Source organism: Dokdonia sp. LLG6352-1 (assembly GCF_045055815.1).
Taxonomy (GTDB): Bacteria; Bacteroidota; Bacteroidia; order Flavobacteriales; family Flavobacteriaceae; genus Dokdonia; species Dokdonia donghaensis.
Genome location: NZ_CP159329.1, coordinates 1034503 through 1055822 on the forward strand (window position 1 = coordinate 1034503; position 21320 = coordinate 1055822).

Genomic DNA, 21320 nt, shown 5'->3' on the forward strand with positions numbered 1-21320 from the left:
GATGGGTTTTTTATATGTTTTTAGTACGCTTTCGCGAAAGCGTAAACTACCTCTCTGTAAAAGGTATAGAAGGGTCTAATATTTCTTTTACCAATGTTTTTAAAACGCTCTCAAACTCCAAAAGGGTGTCTGTTGTGATCTCTTGGTTTCTATTGTATTTAAATGGTAGAAAGCCTGACTGTAGATTTTTGAAAGATATTATTCCCGCATTTACGGGAAACTGAAGAGGCTTCTTTTTGTTAAGCATAAATGCATACATAAGCACTTGGAATGCTTTTTCAAATTTACCTTCAGGCAGAAGCAAATCTTCATAAGACTTTAAGTTGAGATTGGTTTGTGTTACTTTACCGGTTTTATAATCTATAATGTTGAGGTGACCGTTGCGTTGTTCTACAAGATCTACCTTACCTCTTACAGTAATAGTATCTGTGAGGGATATATCACGTAAATCATCTTCTACCGCTTGTATTATGACAGTATCGCCCTTTTTAAGCAAGGATATCTCTCTTTTTAGGTAATTGTGAACATAGCGACATATAACCGCGTAGATGATCTTATTTTTACCTTCTTGTATATGAGTTAGACCATATTCTGATTTGAATTGATTACGTACCTCTTGCTCAATACCTTTAATGAGATCTTTTAAAATATCTTCTGTAAGTACAATACCTATGTGTGGTTTATAGAGTTCCTCAAGGGTGTTATGGACTATGGTACCCATTGTATTTGCTGCAACGGTTTCTTCTACCTCATCGCTACTATCTATACCGAGAATATAGCGCTCGTAAAATAGCACTGGATTGCGTAAATAGGTGGTAAGTGCAGAGGGAGATATGCCTCTTTTGAGAAACTGTGATAATTTTATAACCACCTCTGGTGTTTTTGCTATCACTTGCGACTTTTTGCTTGTACTGTGTGATGCAGGTGTAACTGTATATTTAGTAAGGTTATGAATTCCTTCTTCTTCTATCTGTCTTATAAAACGACTTTGCTCACTACTTCCTAGTCCGGTACTATGAGTTGTATATAATAGATCTACAGTAGAAGCCCTATGTAAAAGATGGTAAAAGTGATAAGCATATACTGCATCTTTTTCTGAATATGTAGGTAAATCATATAGCTTTTTAAGATCGTAGGGTATGTAGGAGTTTTGGCTCTTACCAGAAGGTAGTATTCCCTCGTTAACAGAGGTGAGGATTACGTGATCATAATCTAGTACACGAGACTCTAAGACTCCCATAATTTGTAAACCTTGATCTGGATCACCTTTAAGATCTATAGTTTCTGAAGAAATAATATCACGATAAAAGAGGATAAATGTTGAGATATCACTTATATGCTCTTTTACTTCCATAAGTGTTTTTAACTTATTAAAAGCTACATAAAACCCATAGAGATACTCTACTTGTAAACTGTTTTGAGTTTCGTCGTATATAGTTCTTAAGTCACTAATGATTTGAAGACAATTTGATACGGCGAGTTTTGGGTTATCATTCCATTCTAAAAATAAGGTCTTGGCAATATTTAGGTGCTCTTGGTTTACAGTATTTAGTAATACGTCTGTAGAGACATAAATGAGGTTTTTAGATATAATCTCTTGTTGTAATGTTGTGGCTGTTTCTTTTAGTAATGCCTGAGTTATGGGATTGCGTAGTACTTTTAAAACATCTTTGTAATAATACCCGTTAGTCTGTGGATTCTTTTTTAAACCAAGCAGTTGCTCAAAAAATGAAGCTGTCGGGGTTTTACCTATTGGAATACCCATAGTAATATTTACTTTATGGATGTGTGTAGGTAGTGCGTTAAGTACAGGTAATAATAATGCCTCGTCTCCTAGAATGATAGCAGTTTTGGAAAGTGCGTCTTGAGATGTTTTTTCAAGAATAGTTCCTAGAGTTTTGGCCTGTAGGACATCTTGTGAGCAGGCATAAGTATTTATATTTTTTGAAGTACTATAATTATCAAAACTCCAAGAAAAGTTATTGGTGCTGTAATATGCCCAGTCTCGCTTGTATTTCTTTATAAAGAGATTAGTCTCGTGATATGGGTTTTTTATAAATGACTTTTCTGTATCCCAATAAATTTCCGAATTTCCTGATGCTAGTATGGCCTGTATAATTTGTTGCTCTGCAGTATTAAGCGCATTAAAGCCCAGAAAAACGTGTCTTACTTGAGTAGAGGAAGATATGTAATGCTCTATAACCTCTACAGCTTGTCTATAAATATACCCTTGATGGACAGCATCATTATGAAGTGATTTCTCGCAAAAGACTGTGTAAATCTCAAGCAAGTTGTTCCAGAAGTCTATATAATTTACAACTATCTCATTTGTAGATGAAGACCAATGATCTGATAGTTCCTTTATATCTTTAAGGTGGTTAAAGACTTTTTTTTGATCGAGCAAAAACCGATCTATTTCATTAAAGTCACTCAATATAGATTGAGCCCAGCCACAGAAAGTTTGGAAGGTTACTAGCTTCTCCTTCTCTACAACTTCTGTATAACTTTCAAAGAGATTAAATATTAAGTCTACATTGCTCGCAGATTTTAATCCTGTTATGTGAGATATAAATTCTTCAATAGAGAAAATTTGTGGAGCAAATGAAGTTTTATGTGCCCGCTGAGCTATTTTCTTTCTAAGTGTATTACCAGCTCTTCGGCTAGGTAAAATAAATATGAGATTATCTTTATCTATTACACTTTCCTCTTCTAGTACGACGTCTATAAAACTTTGCATAGTCTAAAATAAAAAACGCCTCGCAATTGCGAGGCGTTTTTAAGATTATAAAAATCTTATTTTATTTCTATTGCTCTAGAATAGAAAGCTCAACACGTCTGTTTTCTTGACGTCCTGCAGCAGTTTTATTTGAAGCAACTGGTCTAGCTTCACCAAATCCTTTAGACTCTAAACGAGACGCTGGAATTCCTTTTCCTGTTAAGTAGCTTCTTACTGAAGCAGCTCTCTGGTCAGAAAGGTCTAAGTTATATGCATCACGTCCTCTATCATCAGTGTGACCTTCGATAAGGAAACGAGTTGTTGGGTACTCCATCATTATAGAAGCAACGTTATCAAGAGTAGCGTAAGATTCAGAACGTAAAGAAGCTTTGTTGTAATCAAAAAGTACATTCTTAAACTGAACATTAAGGTCATTAAGAACTTCTACAGATACTTCTGGACATCCATTGTTTGCTACAGTACCCGCAACGTCTGGACACTCATCATCTTTATCTAATACACCGTCACCGTCTTTATCTTGGTAAGGACATCCGTTGTTAGCACGTGGTCCTACCTCATTTGGACAAGTATCATCAGCATCTTTAATACCATCACCATCTGCATCTGGACAACCACCTAAAGCAGCGATACCAGCAACAGTAGGACAAGCATCCTTAGGATCAGGAATACCATCACCATCTGTATCAGGACAACCATCAAACTCTGCTAAACCAGCAACAGTAGGACAAGCATCTTTAGAATCTTGGATACCGTCACCGTCAGAATCTGGACATCCGTCAAACTCAGGAAGACCTGCAACTTCTGGACAAGCATCATCTTTGTCATATATACCATCACCGTCTGTATCTTTTCCTCCGAAAACAATACCTACAGCAGCAACGTGTTGAAAGTGCTTGATTCCATCATCTTCAAAAGCGTGCTTATATTTAGATTGTAAACCAATATTGAAGTTTTCTCCTAACCAAATTTTAACTCCGGCAGCAGCATTTGCAGTTCCAAAACCACCTAACTCACCGTCTAGTGAACTTTCTACCCACGTATAACCAGCACCAACAGAAAGAGAAGGATCAAACCATCCACCTTCACCATTGATAAGGTCTCTTAAGCTATAAGAGAAATCTCCATCAGCTCCGTAGTATTGTAATTCATTTCTTGGTCTTGAATCTCCTAATTTGTCAATTCTGTTTAATGAACCAGATACTCCAAATGTGAAACCATCTCCTAAGTAGCGAGAAACGTTTACATAAGAAACTGAAGGTACGATGCTCCAGTGATCTTCAACATTGTAGAATTCTTCAAATAAGTTTCCTCTTAATTCACCAGCTCCAGGAACTCCGTCTATTGCGTCACCTACTGGGTATGTGTCAATTGCGTTTACTCCGACTGAGATAGCCCAAGGATTGTTTGCGTCTTGTGCATTCACTGATCCTAAAGCAAGAATCATAAGTGCTGCAACTAAAAATCTGCTAAGATGTTTCATTGTTTAGTCTTAAATTTTAAGTGTTAATTACCGACAAAAGTAAGTTGTTAAAATTAATCAACAAAGCTAAAAGTACTAAATTTTTCCAAACCTCCCTTACAAACAGGGGGTAAGGACCGTTTAAATTACTTTTAAACCTTCTCCCACTTTTGTAAAAGCTGCTATCGCAGCATCAAGATGTTCAATAGAATGAGCAGCACTCAATTGTACACGAATACGTGCCTTTCCCTTTGGTACCACGGGGAAGAAGAAGCCTATCACATATATACCTTCTTCTAAAAGTGCGTCTGCCATATCTTGTGATAACTTTGCATCATAGAGCATTACAGGCACAATTGCCGAGTCTCCATCTATAATATCAAAACCAGCTTTTTTCATTCCTTTTTTGAAATATGCTGTGTTTTCTGCTAGCTTATCTCGTAAAGAAGTGTCTTTTTCTAATAAATCTAAGACTTTTATTGAAGCACCTACAATGGCTGGAGCAAGAGAATTTGAAAATAAGTAAGGACGACTACGCTGGCGTAGTATTTCTATAACCTCTTTTTTTGCAGTTGTATATCCTCCCATTGCGCCACCTAGTGCCTTACCTAATGTACCAGTAATAATATCTACACGACCTAAAACACCTTTTTCTTCTAGCGTACCTATACCGCGCTCACCTATAAAACCTGTAGCGTGACATTCATCTATCATTACAAGGGCATCATACTTATCTGCTAGATCACAGATCTTATCTAGTGGAGCAACAAGACCGTCCATTGAGAATACACCATCTGTAACTATTATTTTGTGACGAGCACCATTTTCATTTGCTTTTTTAAGTTGCTCTTCTAGATCTGCCATATCATTATTTGCATAGCGATATCTCGCAGCTTTACATAGGCGCACACCGTCTATAATAGAAGCGTGATTAAGCGAGTCAGATATGATAGCATCTTCTTTACCTAGTAGCGGTTCAAAAACACCACCATTTGCATCAAAAGCAGCAGCATATAATATAGTGTCTTCTGTTCCATAAAATTTGGCAATACGCTGCTCTAATTCTTTATGTATGTCTTGTGTACCACAAATAAAACGTACAGAACTCATCCCAAAACCGTGAGTATCCATAGTGTCCTTTGCAGCTTGTATTACTTCTGGGTGTGATGACAGCCCTAGATAGTTATTTGCACAAAAGTTTATTACCTCTTCTCCTGTAGAAATTGTGATTACCGCATCTTGAGGAGATGTGATAATGCGCTCTTTTTTATATAGTCCTGCATCTTTAATTTCTGCAAGTTCTTTTTGTAAGTGTTGTTGTATACTACCGTACATATGTGTTTGTTTTTTACAAAGGTATTAAACCGCGACTACTTCTATAGTGCTGTCTATATAAACAATCAGTTTATGAGTTACGTTATAACCCATCTCTTGATATAACCCGGCGTAGGTTGCAAGTTGTTTTGCATAAGAGTCGTTATGGGCACCCGTTTTATAGTCTATAATTATAGTACTTCCATCTGGAGTAACTACAACACGATCAGGTATGTGAAAACGACCATCACTAGCCAGTATCATACGCTCATTATAAACGGTGTTTTCTTCTTCAAAAAATAACTTTAGGTCTGGATGTGAGACAACCTGATTCATTATGCCCGTCATAACCTTTCGGCTTTCTTGAGGTATAATACCGTGGCGCACAGCATCATCAACTACCGCTGTAATTGTATTGTGGTCTGTAACAGCGGCCATTAACTCGTGTATGAGATTACCATAAGTAATTGCATTTTGCTTTTTCTCATCCCATAGAAAACTAGCCTGAGTAATTACTTGTATACCTAACTCTTCTTTGGCTGTAGACCGAATGGTGGGTGTAAAATTTTGATAATCAGAAGTTTTGTTTTTTTTAATAGCGGCTGTTTTGCTGCCAAAACTATATTCTCGCTGGTCGTTATTCCACAAATTGTTGTTTTGAAGATAATCGATAAAAAGGTCACTATATGAACCTATTTTTTTTACGCTTTCGCGAAAGCGTGATAACACATATAACCGCTCTGAGGCACGAGTTAGAGCTACATAAAGTACATTTATGGTGTCAAATTGTTGCTCATTATTTCTTTTTTCAAAAAGAGCAGCACCCGCCTCTCCAAAATCGTTAAGCGCACTATTATGTGGAACCATTAAGGTGTTAAAACCATTAATATCTTCATTTTCCATAGGGAACCACTGGTGCTCGCCACGAGTGCGATACAAGTCTGAGTCTGCATAAGGATATATTACTACTGGAAACTCAAGCCCTTTTGATTTATGAATACTCATTATCTGCACAGCATTGTCTTGTGCTGGTGCTACGATACTTGCTTTTTCTCTTTTTTCTTCCCAGTAGTCTATAAAACCTAAAACACCACCACTGTGAGCTTGAGCATAATTATAAGCCAGATCGAGGTATGCCACTACATATGCATCAGATATTGGAGCTAAGTAAAAGGAGCGTATAACGTACTCTATATACTCATAAAGAGAGAGGTTTTTTAAGTAATCGAGATGTATAAAAACATCAAAAGCTTTGAGCTGCTCTAAAAATTCTGATAATGTGCTAGCCGTATGAGTACTGTAAAAATTGTGGGTGTCTTTTATAGAATAATGTGTTCCTAAAAAGTAAAGTACAGCAAGTCTATACTCTAACTGTTTTGGAAAAGAAAGCATTGTAATAAAGTTGTGTATAAACTGCACGGTAGGAGAATTTTCGATAAGTAAACTCTCTGAGGAGACAACCTCTGTACCTGCCTCTTGTAAAACTTGAGCAATGTGTGTACCGTGTTTATTACTTCTTGTAAGAATACAAATATCCGAGTGCAAGTACCCTTGAGCCGTAACTTCATTAATGATTTCTATAACTCGTTCTGGGTATAGAAGGTCTGCCTCTTCGTTATTCTCATAATCGATAAACTCTAGGGAAACATATCCATTCTTTTTGCTAGTTGTGCCTTGTGCATTATCTGTTTTATAAATCTCACTATAGAGCTCATTATCAAAGTGTACGGCAAGGTGTGTAAAAAAACTATTATTAAAATGAATAATAGACTCATTACTTCTATAGTTAGTGTCTAGGCGAGCCACAGTAGCCTCTGTAGTAAAAGGATTAATCTGGTGGCTAAGAGCAATAAACTGCTCTGCCTCACCACCGCGCCATCTATATATAGCTTGTTTTGGATCACCTACGAGTAATAAAGAATTGCTTACTTCATCACTAGAGGCGCTACTTATCGTATTATCTATAAGTGGGACGAGATTGTCCCACTGCATCACCGAGGTATCTTGAAACTCATCTATAAAGTAATTTGTATATCGCTCACCGAGCCGCTCATATAAAAATGCAGCAGGTTGGTCTTTAAGCGATTTTGAAATAAGGGCATTAAAATCTGATATAAGCAATACATTTTCTTCTTCCTTAATAAGGTCGAGCTCCTTTTTAATAAGGTGTAAAACAGAAAGTGGTATAAGCTTAGAGCGAAAAGCCTCATACTTCTTTTGCTGCGAGGCAAGAGATTTTAGTTTTAAAAAGTCGTCTACAAAGCGATTTCTATTTGCATCTATTATAGATTTTATATCATCTTTTTGTCCCTTTGTGTAAAATGCATACTCCTCGATATTGTCTTTATAACCAGAACCAGAATATTTTAGACCTTTTATGCCACTAGCCACTTGTACTATAAACTTATAGTAATAGCCGCTGGCAAAACTTTTTTGATCTAGACCTAATGTGTGTATAAAGTCTAAAAGACTTTTACCCGTTTCTTGCTGTTTACTAGCCAGAGACTTAATTTGAGTGTTAAGAAATGTAGCAAGCTCATCAAAGTCTGATAATGATTTGCTTTTTAGAAGTTCTAGCGCCTTGAGATCATTTTCATTATGTAATAGCGTGGCAATTTCTAGTAAATCTCTACTTATATCCCAGCTCTTATCATCATCTGCTTTTTCAAGAGCAAAATCTACGAGTACCTTAGTAATGGTATCATCTACACCCACTTTTGCAACAAGAGCATCTACAGCTTGTGCGCTGAGCGTTTTTTGATCTAGAGACACTTCAAAACTGCTAGAGATATTAAGATCTTTTGCAAAGGTGCGTATAATTCTATGCGTAAGTGTATCAATCGTAACAATATCAAAAGCAGCATAATTATGTAAAATTCTATTGAGAATCTCCTTTGATTTATGGACCACCTCATCTACCGGCAAGTTACTAGCGCTAGCCAGATCATCTAGCATATCTGGTTTATCACCCTGCTTATAATCACCTATGGCTTTAAGAGTTTCGAGCACTCTGTTTTTCATCTCGGCAACTGCCTTGTTTGTAAAAGTGATTGCAAGTAAATGTCTAAACTTATTAGGATCCTTACTTTTAAGAAGCGTAGTGATGTATTGCTTTACAAGACTATATGTTTTACCAGATCCTGCAGAGGCATTGAGCACAATAAATGTATTCTTTTCGGTCATAGCACTAAGATAGCAAAAAGCCACCCATAAAGGTGGCTTTGTCAAACCTCAACCTAATAATTATATAGACACCTATAATACCCCTAAAATGAATGTCTATAATTATAAGACCTTTAATTTCTAAACGGTTGCGTTAATTTGTTGTGTTTTATTACGCTTTCGCGAAAGCGTACACCTATTTATAAGAATTCTATAACATAAAGAATACCTTACTTTATGTAACTTTGTTAAAATCAGAATTGAAGTTTAACCAAAAACGAAAGAGAAATGTCATTTACCTTACCAGAATTACCATATGCAAAAGATGCTCTAGAGCCTAATATAGATGCAAAGACTATGGAGATCCACCACGGCAAGCACCACGCTGGATATACTAATAAACTAAACAATGCCATAGAGGGAACAGACCTTGAAGGTAAGACTATAGAAAATATACTTATTAACCTAGATATGTCTAACACTGCTGTACGTAACAATGGTGGAGGTTTTTATAACCACAGACTTTTTTGGGAAGTTATGTCTCCAGACGGTGGAGGAGAGCCTACGGGTGAACTTGCAGAGGCTATAAACGCGGCTTACGGAAACTTTGAGTCTTTTAAAGACAAGTTCTCATCTGCAGCAGGAGGACAGTTTGGTTCAGGATGGGCTTGGCTATGTGTGCACGAAGGTGGAAAAGTTGAGGTTTGCTCAACACCTAATCAAGATAACCCACTTATGCCTAAAGTAGGTTGTGGAGGAACTCCTATCTTAGGACTTGATGTATGGGAGCACGCATACTACCTTAATTATCAAAACAGACGTCCAGATTATGTAAATGCATTTTTTAATGTAATAAACTGGGAAAAAGTAAGCGCTCTATATGCTCAAAACAAATAAGCGATAGTTTATATAAATTAAAAAGGTCCATTCATCAGAATGGACCTTTTTTTTATGTCTTAACTTTTTAAGAGGATCTTACTCTAGCAGAGTTTATAATGAGATGTGATAAAATCTTTTAATAAGAAATTGACTACATCACTTTATGTAAAGATTGCGCATAAAAAAAGGTGGAAAGATCCACCTTTTTTTGCCCCAAATCTACCATTAACTTAACCTACTTATGCTATGGCTTTGCTAATATAAGAGTCATTTTTTAAGTATGATGCAATTTTTAGATAAAAAACTCAATTTTTAGACGAAATACACAGTTTTTGAGCAATTTATGATTTAATTAAGAACGCCATTAGTAAGCTCTTTCTTTATTTCCTTCTACAAAGTTTATAAAGGCTTTATTTACTACACGGTGTCCACCGTTTGTGGGGTAGTCTCCGGTAAAATACCAATCTCCTAGGTTTTCTGGACAAGCTTCGTGTAAACTCTCTACCGTTTGATAGATAATTTCTACTTCGGTTTTTACAGTGTCATCTGTAAGAAGCTCTGCTATTTTTTGAGAAACCTCGCGCTGTGTAAATGGTTCGTAAATACGCTTTACATAGTTCTTAACGTGCTTATCTTTAAGATCTACTTGTTCTTTACATTGTTTATATACTTCATCTATAAGATCCTCCTTACCATTGTCTTTAAGTAAAGCTATAGCAGCCCTAAATGCTATAAAATCTTCAAGTCTCGCCATATCTATACCATAACAATCTGGGTATCTAATCTGAGGGGCGCTTGATACTACAATGATTTTGGCTGGATTTAAACGAGCCATCATTTTGATAATACTCTTTTTAAGAGTGGTACCTCGCACGATACTATCGTCTATAATTACTAGCTTGTCTTCTGGCTTTATTACTCCATAGGTAACATCATAAACGTGTGCTACTAGATCATCGCGACTACTATCTTCTGTAATAAATGTACGAAGCTTTGCATCTTTTATAGCTATCTTCTCGGTACGCAGTCGCTGTGATAAAATCTCTGTGAGCTGTGCTTTTGTAAGATCTCCCTTTGCAGCGAGAATTTTTTGTCCTTTTTGTCTATTGAGCTCATCTTGCGCTGCCTCTACCATCCCGTAAAAAGATGTTTCGGCGGTGTTAGGTATAAAAGAAAAAACAGAGTTTTTTGTATCGTGATCTATACTTTCTAATACTCGAGGCATAAGAAGACGACCTAGCATTTTACGCTCTTTATATATTTCGGCATCAGAGCCTCTTGAGAAATAGATACGTTCAAAGGAACAAGCTTTTCGCGTAAGCGGTTCTAAAATTTGCTCTACTGTAAGCGTTCCGTTTTTCTTTACAATAACTGCGGCACCTGGATCTAGCTCTTTTACTTCTTCAAAAGGCACATTAAAGGCTGTTTGTATAACTGGGCGCTCACTTGCTACCACGGCTACCTCGTCATTTTCAAAATAATATGCGGGACGTATACCTGCTGGATCTCTTAGTACAAATGCATCTCCGTGACCTAGAAGTCCGGCCATTGCATAACCGCCATCCCAATCTTTTGAGGCACGGCGTAAAATTTTTGCCACCTTAAGGCGCTCTGCAATTTGAGGTGAGGCTTGTTGTTTATTAAAGCCTTCCTTTTTTAGTTTTTTGTAAAGTTTTGCTACCTCATCATCAAGGAAGTGACCTATTTTTTCCATCACTGTGATGGTGTCTGCTTGCTCCTTAGGGTGCTGTCCTAATGACACGAGCTTGTTAAAAAGCTTGTTTACATTAGTCATATTAAAATTACCGGCAACTATGAGATTACGGTGCATCCAGTTGTTTTGACGCAAGAAAGGGTGTACACTCTCTACACTGTTTTTTCCAAAGGTGCCATATCGCACGTGACCTAATAGTAGCTCACCTATGTAAGGGACATTACTTTTTTGCCAGGCTACGTCATCCTTCTTATCTGGATTTGCCGTCATTAGGGTATTGATACGCCCATTAATCTCTGCAAAAATATCTTGTATAGGTTGTTGTGCCGTAGAGCGCTGTCTTGAGATGTAACGCTCGCCAGGAGCAACATCTAGTTTTATGCTGGCAAAACCAGCTCCGTCTTGACCACGGTTGTGCTGTTTTTCCATCATAAGGTACATCTTGTTTACACCGTAAAAAGCGGTACCGTATTTTTCTTTATAAAATTCTAGTGGTTTTTTTAGTCTTATTACTGCAATACCACATTCGTGCTTAATAGCGTCACTCATAGCTTTATAAAACAAAAGCGCTCCAGAAAATTGGAGCGCAGGATTTAGTCGTTTATGTTTATGTCAAATTGAACAAGTTGTTTAAACTGATGCAATCTTTCTTTTATTTCTTCTGGGGTTACAGATTGTAATCGCTCTGTTCCAAATTTTTCTACAGTAAAGGATGCTAGACAAGAGCCATATATAAGAGCCGTCTTCATTGTTTCAAAAGAAGTGTCTCCTGCTTGTGCAATATAACCTGCAAATCCTCCCGCAAAGGTGTCTCCAGCTCCCGTAGGGTCAAAAACGTCTGACAGTGGCAGCGCTGGCGCAAAAAACATTTTATCTCCTTCAAAGATAAGTGCTCCGTGCTCGCCCTTCTTAATGACTACATACTTAGGTCCCATCTCGTGAATTTTCTTTGCAGCAGTTACAAGTGAGTACTCTCCGCTCAACTGGCGCGCTTCCTCGTCATTTATAGTAATAACATCTACTTTTTTGAGCGTAGTTTTAAGCTCATCAAGCGCGATATCCATCCAGAAGTTCATTGTGTCTAGTATCACAAGCTTAGGCTTTACATCCATTTGCTCGATAACACTAAGCTGTACTTGTGGTTGCAAGTTACCTAGCATTACAATAGGTGCTTCCTTATGTGATGCAGGAACCTTAGGAGAAAAATCTGCTAGTACATTAAGCTCTGTTGCTAGTGTATCTCTAGAGTTCATATCGTTATGATATTTACCACTCCAGAAAAATGTTTTACCACCTTTTACAACCTCTATACCGTCTGTATTAATACCTCTCTCTGCAAGAAAATCAAGATACTCTTGAGGGAAGTCATCACCTACTACGGCTACAATGGCTGGATCAACATTATCAAACTGTGCCGCAGCAAGTCCTATATAAGGAGAAGCTCCCCCTATAATTTTATCTGTTTTTCCAAAAGGTGTTTCTATAGCATCAAAAGCGCAAGAACCAACAATAACCAATTTACTCATCTATAATTTTTGTGCAAATATACGGTTTTGAATGTTTGACAACTCAACTTTAAGGAGACCGCTTTCGCGAAAATTTTAAATTAAATTATGCAAATAAACTGGCAATAAAACTTTTTAAAGCATCCCAGTTTCTTATAACCAGCGTGGTAAGAAAAGCCGAAATTGCCATCGTATATATTTTCTTTTTTTCTGTTTTCATAAGATTATTTACTTCCTTCCAAAATCTGCTGGAATTTCTCCCCAGGCTTTGGTTTCCCATTTTACGATGGTGGTTGTGTAGGTGTTTGTTTTAAGCCACTGCTCTGCGCGTGTGATGAGGTCAAAAACATCTTTGTTTTTTTGACTTTGTTTGAGGTTAGTCTTGCAATGCTTCTTTTTTACCCAGCCTATCGCGATGCGTGAGTCACTATATATAAGACGGTCGCTACCTATCTTTTTTAAGTAGGCCAGCCCGTGTACAAGCGCTAGAAACTCTCCTATATTATTAGTCCCTTGTTTAAAAGGCCCTTGGTGAAAGAGTTGTTTTACTGTTTGAGTATCTACCCCACGATATTCCATCACGCCTGGGTTACCAGAGCTTGCCGCATCTACCGCGATAGAGTAGAGGTTAGGCTCGCCGTATGTTGCTTTTTCTTCGGCGGTGAGTACTTTTTTCTTTTTTGAGGAGCCTTTAAAGTCACTATAGTCTCCATTGTAAGCGGTTTTTGCTTTAGCAAAGGTTTCAAAACTCTTGTATTTTGCCCCAGCATAACCAGTAATCATTGCCTTGCAATCTTTCCAAGAGGTATAGATTCCAGGTTTTTTACCTTCCCAGACCACATAGAATTTTTCTTTTTTTGCCATCTCTCTAAGATAAGAACTTTGCGATTACCTCTGGAAAGTGCGTGTATTCTAGCTGGTGTATTTTTTCGGCAATTGCTTCGGGGGTGTCTTCTGGAGTGACTTCAACTTTGGCTTGAAATAAAAAATCTCCCTTATCATACTCGGGTGTTACTTTGTGTATGGTGATGCCTGTGTGGATTTTTTGAGTGGAATTTTTAAGGTATTCCGCTTTCGCGAAAGCGTAAACAGCCTCGTGCACATTCATCCCGTACATCCCTTTACCGCCAAAGTTAGGGAGCAACGCAGGATGTATATTTATGACCTTATCTGGAAATGCCGAAATGATTTTTTCTGGAAAAAGCCATAAAAAGCCAGCAAGAACGATAAGATCTGGCTTTGTTGCAGTGAGTAAATGCCGAACATCATCACTTTTATAAAAAGCTTTTCTGTTAAAACTTAATGCCGGTACATCTAGCTTTGTGGCGCGTTCTAAAACTTTGGCACGCGGGTTGTTAGTAAGTACTTGCACGACTTGTGCATCCGTACGATCCCGAAAATACTCTATAATACGCTGGGCATTTGTACCGTTACCCGAGGCAAAAATCACAATTCGTTTCATTTTTCTTGTTGCTGTTGTGGGTGCGAAATAAAGAAATATTAGTAACTATTTGAAGGTTATAGAAAGGAACTTATTTTATATTTCCGTAAATTACCTTCACATTTTTGAGTTGCAAACTTGTTTAACCGTAAAGTTTGTTATTTTTGCGACTTAAATAAAAATTTAAATTAGAAAATTATGTCAGACATTGCATCAAGAGTAAAAGCGATTATCGTAGACAAATTAGGAGTAGACGAAAACGAAGTTGTAACTGAAGCAAGCTTCACAAACGACCTAGGCGCTGATTCACTAGACACAGTGGAACTCATTATGGAGTTTGAAAAGGAATTTGATATCCAGATTCCAGATGATCAAGCAGAAAATATTGCGACCGTAGGTCAAGCAGTATCTTATATAGAAGAGGCTAAATAAGTCCCTACATATGGAGTTAAAGCGAGTAGTAGTTACCGGACTTGGTGCACTTACCCCGATAGGAAATAATATTCAGGAATACTGGGAAGGACTTTCTACAGGGAAAAGCGGGTGCGCGCCCATCACCTATTTTGATGCAGAAAAGTTTAAAACGAGGTTTGCTTGTGAACTTAAAAACTTTAATGCTCTCGACTTCTTTGATAGGAAAGAAGCTCGTAAGCTAGACAGATTTGCTCAGTACGCATTGGTAGCCTCAGATGAGGCTATCAATGATGCGGGCATAGACCTTGACTCTGTTGATAAATTTAGAGTTGGGGTTATATGGGGAGCCGGTATAGGTGGTCTAGAGACTTTTCAAAATGAAGTTCTAAACTTTGGTGCTGGAGACGGTACCCCTAGGTTCAACCCATTCTTTATCCCAAAAATGATTGCAGATATTGCTCCTGGTAATATCTCTATCAAGCACGGTTTTATGGGGCCTAACTATACAACGGTTTCTGCCTGTGCGTCTTCTGCAAATGCGATGATAGATGCTCTAAACTATATACGTTTAGGTCATTGTGATATTATTGTAACTGGAGGAAGTGAAGCTGCTGTTACACCAGCAGGTATGGGAGGTTTTAATGCAATGCACGCCTTATCTACCAGAAATGATGATATGGAGACGGCTTCTAGACCCTTTGATGCAACCAGAGATGGTTTTGTACTAGGTGAGGGAGCAGGAGCATTAATACTAGAAGAATATGAACACGCAAAAGCACGTGGTGCAAAGATTTATGCAGAGGTTCTAGGTGGAGGTATGTCAAGTGATGCTTATCATATGACAGCACCACATCCAGACGGTATAGGTGTAGAGCGAGTGATGCTTAATTGTTTACGAGATGCAGGTTTAAACCCTGAAGATGTAGACCACATTAACACCCACGGTACATCAACACCTCTAGGAGATGTTGCAGAGCTTAAGGCTATTTCAAAAGTTTTTGGTGAGCACGCCGCAGATATTAATATTAATTCTACAAAATCTATGACAGGTCACCTACTAGGTGCAGCTGGAGCTATAGAGTCTATTGCAGCAATACTTGCAATGCAGCACAGTCTCGTTCCTCCTACTATAAATCATACTACTGTAGATGAAAATATAGACCCATCTTTTAACCTTACGCTTAACAAAGCGCAAGAAAAAGAAGTAAATGTTGCAATGAGCAATACCTTCGGTTTTGGAGGGCACAATGCTTGTGTATTATTTAAAAAATTAGACGCTTAATATATAGATGAGTACGTTTAAAAAAATATTTAACTCTCGTGCTGAAAAGGACGGGAGTTTTTTTATGCGTATGCAATCCATTATAGGTTTTAAACCTAAGAATCTTGCAATTTATGAAAAGGCATTTACACATAGATCTCTAGGCCTTAAAAAGGAAGATGGAAATCCTCTCAACTATGAGAGACTTGAGTTTTTAGGGGATGCTATGCTAGGGTCTGTCATTGCAGCGCACCTTTTTAATGAAGTACAAGGAGGTAATGAAGGGTATCTCACAAAAATGCGATCTAAAGTAGTAAGTCGTAAACATCTCAATGAGCTAGGGCGTGATCTTAACCTTGTAAGATATGTGAAGGCTAGTATACCTATAGATAACTTTGGTGCAAACATACACGGTAATCTCTTTGAGGCCCTTGTCGGAGCTATATACCTAGATCGCGGTTATCGTTACTGTGAGAAGTTTATAGCAAAGCGAGTTATAGAGCCTTATGTAGATATTGAAAAACTAGAGGGGCGGATTATAAGTTATAAGAGCGTTCTTATAGAGTGGTGTCAAAAGGAAAAACATACTTTCAAGTTTGAAACTTTTGAAGATACGGGTCAAGATGCAGTAAAGCACTTTGGTGTGCGTCTACATATAGATGGTAAAATTATTGCCAAGGCACGTGCTACAAGTAAGAAAAAAGCCGAAGAGATAGCCTCAAAACGTGCATTTTATGCATATCAACGAGAAATTGAGTCACAGTAGACTTTAATTTATAAATCATTTCACTACATTAGCGACGTAATCATCTTTACCTTAGCAGATTAAGTTCTAGAGCAGAAATGCTCATAATTATGTCAGTGAAGTTTCCAAAAAAATATTATCTCGTATTTACACTACTCGCACTAGTTACAGCGCTTGCGGTAAACTGGGTAACTTCAAATATTGCCAAACAAAAAGAAGAGACACAATACTTACAACTTGATAGAGCAAATAAAAGAGCCGCATTTGAGTTACAAAGCTCTTTAAACACTTATGCTGCTCTTGTCTCTGGTATTAAAGCATATATAGAAATCACAGATGGTGAGTATCTAGAAGAGGAAGACATAAAGTACCTCTTAGATATGCAGCTTAGAGATCTATCCATACCTCCACCATTTAGTATTTCATACTTAGACACAAATCATATTTTTCAATTTGATTTTACAATGAAAAAGACTGCCCTTGAAAATTTGGAGGGTACTTCTTTAGAAAAAATCATAGGTAAATCTGGTATAAGTAGGATGGACACTTTAATGCGTAGTAGTAAATATTATGCATCAAATCCTACAAACCTTATAGAAGGTATTGTAGGTCTTCCGTTAGGTTTTGGCATACTAGATGACAATGGAGTATCTAAAGGTTATATTACAACCGTAGCAGAGTTTGCGCCTATAATAGATCGTGTTTACAAGAATGTAAACAAAGAAGATTTTGTCTATAGATTTCAAGCAGGAAACGGAAATTACTTTGACCGTGCAAAATCTTATAATGGTCAAAAGTGTTATGCAAAAACAGAAGACCCAGAGTACTTTAAAAACTTTAACATCCCAGATGAGTCATATGTATCAACCACAGTAAATTTTTATAACAAAAAATTTGTAGTGAGTACCGCATATAAACGCCCACAAGAGAATAGTATGGTTATGTTTATAACCTCTTTGATTTGGTACTTAGCCTTACTAGGCTTTATGCTATTTTTAGTTGTACAGTTTTACGTTTATGAGCGTAAGGACAAAATGATAGCAGCTCAAAATAAACGACTCTCAGAGGTAGTTGCTACAAAAAATAAATTTTTCTCTATTGTAGCTCACGACTTAAGAAGCCCTCTATCTTCTGTGATAAATTTTTTGGATGTTTTAAAGCAAGAAGAGTTTAAGAGTAAGCAAACTGCTGCTATTATAAATTCACTAGAAGATTCTAGTCGCAACAGCATATCCTTACTAGATAACTTGCTCAAGTGGTCTAAGCTAGAAACAGGTCAAATAAAGTATGAACCTATACCCCTAGATATTCTAGCTATTACAAAAGATCAAATTAAGGTATATAGCGATAATTTAAAGCAAAAAGGGATTAACGTACGTCTAGAATCTAGTTTTAAAGGCACAGTAGAGGGCGATAAAAATATGATTGCTACAGTGATAAGAAATTTATTATCTAACGCGATTAAGTTTTCAAATGACAATGATATCATAGTCATAGAGTTCTCAAAAACAGCTCAAGATTTTATTTTTACAATAGAAGATAACGGGATAGGGATGACAGATGCTTATCGAAAAAAAATACTCAGTCTTACAGAAACTACAGTTCAAAAAGGAACACGTAATGAGAAAGGCTCAGGGTTAGGCCTAATATTATCTAATGAGTTTATAAAAACCCACAACGGTGATTTAAGTATAGAATCTCAAGAAGGTAAAGGAACCATAGTCACATTTACATTACCTTTAAAATCATAAAAAAACACCCAATTTTAACGAAAACGTTTACGTAAGTTTTACATATCCCCCCACTTGCTTTAGATGCTTCTTTGTATCTTTCTCACTTGCTTTATCACTATGGGAATGTATAAAATTCTTTTAGAAGATTCCATTGGTTATGACTTCACACTCATAGCCATACACGGTTCATTAGAGCCCTATTATCTAGCATATTTACTTAATAAAAATTTAGAAGTTCGCTTATCCAGAACCCGCGAAGACCTCTTATTAACACAATATGATAGCACAACAAGATATCCTTGTTTTGAATTTAATGATAAGCAACAGTATATAGACTACTACGTGTTTTCAAACAAGTCTAAGGTGGCCATAAATTCAGAGGTCTCCACAGGGCTATTTGAAGCACAACAAAGCCTTAAAACGGCTTATTTTATACCAGAACTACAACAAGTAGACTATTTTATAAAAGTTATTGAGGATGGTAACGCTTTCGCGAAAGCAAAAACCTTAAAAATTTTGAATCAAATACCTCAGATCGTCACAGCATATGACGTAGATGTAAACGCACTAAAGAATAAAGAACACTTAATTTTTGAATAATGTCGACAAGAAAAAAAACCAAAATTGTTGCTACGCTAGGGCCAGCAACTAGTAAGAGAGAAGTTTTACTCGATATGATGAATGCCGGGGTAGACGTTTTCCGTATCAATTTTTCGCACGCAGATTATGAAGACGTTAAGGAGCGCGTTGCAATGATACGTGAGCTCAGTGAAGAAACTGGATTTAATACCTCTATACTTGCAGACCTACAAGGCCCAAAGCTTAGAGTAGGTAAAATGAAAGAAGAGGTAATCGTAAACCCGGGAGACATCATTACCTTCTCAACCGAAAAAGAATTTGAAGGAACAAAGGAACGCGTTTATATGAACTATAAGCAGTTTCCTAGAGATGTAAAAGCCGGTGAGCGCATCTTACTAGATGACGGTAAGCTTATGTTTGAGGTCATTAAAACAGACGGTAAGACAGAAGTAGAAGCAAAGGTGATACAAGGTGGACCACTACGTTCTAAAAAGGGAGTAAACCTACCTAACACTGATATATCGTTACCAGCACTTACAAAAAAGGATGTAAAAGATGCCATTTTTGCGTTAGGGCTTAAAGTAGACTGGATGGCACTCTCATTTGTGCGTCACGCAGAGGATTTACAGCAATTACAAAAACTTATTAAAGAGCACTCAGATCATAAAGTGCCTATTATTGCAAAAATAGAAAAGCCAGAAGCTGTAGAAAATATAGATAAGATTGTGGCTTATTGTGATGCTCTTATGGTGGCTCGTGGCGATCTAGGAGTAGAGATACCAGCACACGAAGTGCCACTTGTACAAAAGCAATTAGTTCTAAGAGCAAAAAAGGCAAGAATACCAGTAATTATAGCTACCCAGATGATGGAAACTATGATCTCAAGCCTTACACCTACACGTGCAGAAGTAAATGATGTGGCAAACTCTGTAATGGATGGAGCAGATGCGGTAATGCTGTCTGGAGAGACATCTGTAGGGAAGTACCCTGTACAAGTAATAGAAAAAATGGCGTCTATATGTCGTAATGTAGAAGATTCAGACCTAATAAAAGTGCCACAAGCACCACCACACATTAAGACTAAACGTTACATTACAAAAGCAATATGTTATCACGCTGCTCATATGGCAGATGAGATAGATGCAAAAGCGATTACAACGCTTACTAATAGTGGGTATACTGCTTTCCAAATTTCGGCGTGGAGACCATCTTCACATATACTTGTTTTTACATCTAACAAGCGCATACTTACACAACTCAACTTGCTTTGGGGGGTAAAAGCATTATTTTATGACAAGTTTGTAAGCACAGATGAAACTGTAGAAGATATAAGACAGCTTGCGGTAGATACTGGTATTGTACATAAAGGAGATATGCTTATTAATCTCGTTGCAATGCCATTACCAGAGAAGGGTATGGTAAATACGTTAAGAGTTTCAGAAGTATAAACGCTTTAAATTAATAGAAGAAAGGAGCCTATATGGCTCCTTTTTTATGCTCTAGATTTTGTCACCCACTATTTAGAGTCCTCTACTTCTGTAATGAGAAATCCATTCTGTGTTTTTGTTACTACAACCGTACGCTTATAGTTTTTAAGATTATAGGCATATGCTAGGTTTTGTATTTTGCCTTTGGGACTTACATTTATAGTAAGCTCGTCTGTAAGTGTTCTTTCTCTTTTTTCTTTGTTCAAAATTGTTACCGAGCCCTTAGTGTTGAAATTGGGCTGAATTTCTTTAGGTAAATTAAATAGGCGTTGTGTGATTTTATACGTTTCCTCCCAAGTTTTAGAGGGTAGCTCTATAGATGTTGTCATACCATATGCCTCTCCGTCTTTATGAGCCTTTGTAACCACATTTACTATATGATCTTTTGTACTTATGCGATTTGCATAATCTTTTACCGTCTCTCGAGGTTGAGGAGGGGCTAGAGTAGTGAGATATCCATTAAAGGCAAAACCAGTAGCTCCTTGATAACTTACCTCAACCATCTCGCCAGAGATACCTCCTAGGGTCATTGCTGTATGTTGTGGAGTACTTAAGTATTTTACTTGAGCACCATAAGGGAGAACAAGAAGTTTTTTTGATTTAAGATTTGTACCAGAGCGCAGAGATAAGCCTGAAGTTGCATTTACATAATAGTAAGTTTCTGTAAGTTCATTACTGGGAGAGGCAATCGCAATAAGCTCATTATTTTGTTGCGGTTCCTCCTTATTAGACTTAGAGTTACAACTAGCTAATGTTACAATTGAAATAATAGCAAGGGTGAAGATGTGGTTTTTCATAATTGATGATTTTGGTTAAACAATGTATCAAGAGAAACCACGATATGTGCCACAAATTACTGAGGTATCGTTAAAAAAATGATAAAACTACGA

At 37.2% G+C, this 21320-nt stretch carries 16 protein-coding genes; 7 read left to right on the top strand and 9 right to left on the bottom strand.

Going from position 1 to position 21320, the window contains the following annotated elements:
• Positions 1-46 precede the first annotated feature (46 nt).
• The 4 genes from ABVM49_RS04780 to ABVM49_RS04795 form a co-directional block, all read right to left on the bottom strand.
• Positions 47-2737 carry a PD-(D/E)XK nuclease family protein gene (locus ABVM49_RS04780; RefSeq protein WP_405203255.1) on the bottom strand — a complete coding sequence of 897 codons (2691 nt, stop codon included), beginning with the start codon at positions 2735-2737 and terminating at the stop codon, positions 47-49.
• A 67-nt stretch (positions 2738-2804) separates the two neighbouring features.
• Entirely contained in the window at positions 2805-4217 is a 1413-nt protein-coding gene (locus ABVM49_RS04785) for an OmpA family protein (RefSeq protein WP_405203256.1), read from the bottom strand.
• A 120-nt stretch (positions 4218-4337) separates the two neighbouring features.
• Positions 4338-5531, bottom strand: a complete 1194-nt coding sequence (gene kbl / locus ABVM49_RS04790) for a glycine C-acetyltransferase (protein WP_405203257.1) — start codon at positions 5529-5531, stop codon at positions 4338-4340.
• Between the two features lie 24 nt (positions 5532-5555).
• Positions 5556-8693: a UvrD-helicase domain-containing protein gene (locus ABVM49_RS04795; protein WP_405203259.1), complete on the bottom strand. Its 3138-nt coding sequence runs from the start codon at positions 8691-8693 to the stop codon at positions 5556-5558.
• Between the two features lie 267 nt (positions 8694-8960).
• Between ABVM49_RS04795 and ABVM49_RS04800 the strand changes: the two genes are divergently transcribed.
• The gene (locus ABVM49_RS04800) at positions 8961-9569 is read left to right on the top strand and encodes a superoxide dismutase (protein ID WP_035326152.1); all 609 of its coding nucleotides are present in this window, start codon (positions 8961-8963) and stop codon (positions 9567-9569) included.
• Positions 9570-9915: 346 nt separating this feature from the next.
• On the opposite strand, the gene ABVM49_RS04805 is transcribed toward ABVM49_RS04800, so the two are convergent.
• From ABVM49_RS04805 to ABVM49_RS04820, 4 genes are all read right to left on the bottom strand, one after another.
• Positions 9916-11814 (bottom strand): amidophosphoribosyltransferase, encoded by a 1899-nt coding sequence (locus ABVM49_RS04805; RefSeq protein WP_405203260.1) that lies wholly within the window; start codon positions 11812-11814, stop codon positions 9916-9918.
• A gap of 44 nt (positions 11815-11858) precedes the next feature.
• Positions 11859-12791: a PfkB family carbohydrate kinase gene (locus tag ABVM49_RS04810; RefSeq protein WP_035326150.1), complete on the bottom strand. Its 933-nt coding sequence runs from the start codon at positions 12789-12791 to the stop codon at positions 11859-11861.
• Positions 12792-12998: 207 nt separating this feature from the next.
• Positions 12999-13634, bottom strand: coding sequence for a viroplasmin family protein (locus tag ABVM49_RS04815; protein ID WP_405203261.1), 636 nt, complete (start codon positions 13632-13634; stop codon positions 12999-13001).
• A 4-nt stretch (positions 13635-13638) separates the two neighbouring features.
• Positions 13639-14232: a phosphoribosylglycinamide formyltransferase gene (locus ABVM49_RS04820; protein WP_405203262.1), complete on the bottom strand. Its 594-nt coding sequence runs from the start codon at positions 14230-14232 to the stop codon at positions 13639-13641.
• A 177-nt stretch (positions 14233-14409) separates the two neighbouring features.
• On the opposite strand from ABVM49_RS04820, the gene ABVM49_RS04825 reads away from it, so the two are divergent.
• The 6 genes from ABVM49_RS04825 (at position 14410) to pyk (ending at position 20391) form a co-directional block, all read left to right on the top strand.
• Positions 14410-14643 (top strand): acyl carrier protein, encoded by a 234-nt coding sequence (locus tag ABVM49_RS04825; protein ID WP_013750595.1) that lies wholly within the window; start codon positions 14410-14412, stop codon positions 14641-14643.
• Between the two features lie 10 nt (positions 14644-14653).
• Complete coding sequence (gene fabF / locus ABVM49_RS04830) at positions 14654-15907, top strand: beta-ketoacyl-ACP synthase II (RefSeq protein WP_375251862.1); 1254 nt, start codon at positions 14654-14656, stop codon at positions 15905-15907.
• A 7-nt stretch (positions 15908-15914) separates the two neighbouring features.
• Positions 15915-16652, top strand: coding sequence for a ribonuclease III (rnc, locus tag ABVM49_RS04835; RefSeq protein ID WP_038598085.1), 738 nt, complete (start codon positions 15915-15917; stop codon positions 16650-16652).
• Positions 16653-16741: 89 nt separating this feature from the next.
• Positions 16742-18382 (top strand): sensor histidine kinase, encoded by a 1641-nt coding sequence (locus ABVM49_RS04840; RefSeq protein ID WP_405203263.1) that lies wholly within the window; start codon positions 16742-16744, stop codon positions 18380-18382.
• Positions 18383-18481: 99 nt separating this feature from the next.
• Entirely contained in the window at positions 18482-18964 is a 483-nt protein-coding gene (locus tag ABVM49_RS04845; RefSeq protein ID WP_405203264.1) for an IPExxxVDY family protein, read from the top strand.
• Entirely contained in the window at positions 18964-20391 is a 1428-nt protein-coding gene (pyk, locus tag ABVM49_RS04850; protein WP_405203265.1) for a pyruvate kinase, read from the top strand. The genes ABVM49_RS04845 and pyk overlap by 1 nt, the downstream gene beginning before the upstream one ends.
• A gap of 68 nt (positions 20392-20459) precedes the next feature.
• Here the strand turns inward: pyk and ABVM49_RS04855 are convergent, their stop codons facing one another.
• Positions 20460-21227 carry a hypothetical protein gene (locus tag ABVM49_RS04855; RefSeq protein ID WP_405203266.1) on the bottom strand — a complete coding sequence of 256 codons (768 nt, stop codon included), beginning with the start codon at positions 21225-21227 and terminating at the stop codon, positions 20460-20462.
• Positions 21228-21320 lie beyond the last annotated feature (93 nt).

What these genes read in the sequence shown, in the direction of transcription:
- ABVM49_RS04780 (WP_405203255.1), bottom strand. Translation starts at nt 2,737, where the DNA reads ATGCAAAGTTTTATAGACGTCGTACTAGAAGAGGAAAGTGTAATAGAT.
- ABVM49_RS04785 (WP_405203256.1), bottom strand. Translation starts at nt 4,217, where the DNA reads ATGAAACATCTTAGCAGATTTTTAGTTGCAGCACTTATGATTCTTGCT.
- kbl (WP_405203257.1), bottom strand. Translation starts at nt 5,531, where the DNA reads ATGTACGGTAGTATACAACAACACTTACAAAAAGAACTTGCAGAAATT.
- ABVM49_RS04795 (WP_405203259.1), bottom strand. Translation starts at nt 8,693, where the DNA reads ATGACCGAAAAGAATACATTTATTGTGCTCAATGCCTCTGCAGGATCT.
- ABVM49_RS04800 (WP_035326152.1), top strand. Translation starts at nt 8,961, where the DNA reads ATGTCATTTACCTTACCAGAATTACCATATGCAAAAGATGCTCTAGAG.
- ABVM49_RS04805 (WP_405203260.1), bottom strand. Translation starts at nt 11,814, where the DNA reads ATGAGTGACGCTATTAAGCACGAATGTGGTATTGCAGTAATAAGACTA.
- ABVM49_RS04810 (WP_035326150.1), bottom strand. Translation starts at nt 12,791, where the DNA reads ATGAGTAAATTGGTTATTGTTGGTTCTTGCGCTTTTGATGCTATAGAA.
- ABVM49_RS04815 (WP_405203261.1), bottom strand. Translation starts at nt 13,634, where the DNA reads ATGGCAAAAAAAGAAAAATTCTATGTGGTCTGGGAAGGTAAAAAACCT.
- ABVM49_RS04820 (WP_405203262.1), bottom strand. Translation starts at nt 14,232, where the DNA reads ATGAAACGAATTGTGATTTTTGCCTCGGGTAACGGTACAAATGCCCAG.
- ABVM49_RS04825 (WP_013750595.1), top strand. Translation starts at nt 14,410, where the DNA reads ATGTCAGACATTGCATCAAGAGTAAAAGCGATTATCGTAGACAAATTA.
- fabF (WP_375251862.1), top strand. Translation starts at nt 14,654, where the DNA reads ATGGAGTTAAAGCGAGTAGTAGTTACCGGACTTGGTGCACTTACCCCG.
- rnc (WP_038598085.1), top strand. Translation starts at nt 15,915, where the DNA reads ATGAGTACGTTTAAAAAAATATTTAACTCTCGTGCTGAAAAGGACGGG.
- ABVM49_RS04840 (WP_405203263.1), top strand. Translation starts at nt 16,742, where the DNA reads ATGTCAGTGAAGTTTCCAAAAAAATATTATCTCGTATTTACACTACTC.
- ABVM49_RS04845 (WP_405203264.1), top strand. Translation starts at nt 18,482, where the DNA reads ATGGGAATGTATAAAATTCTTTTAGAAGATTCCATTGGTTATGACTTC.
- pyk (WP_405203265.1), top strand. Translation starts at nt 18,964, where the DNA reads ATGTCGACAAGAAAAAAAACCAAAATTGTTGCTACGCTAGGGCCAGCA.
- ABVM49_RS04855 (WP_405203266.1), bottom strand. Translation starts at nt 21,227, where the DNA reads ATGAAAAACCACATCTTCACCCTTGCTATTATTTCAATTGTAACATTA.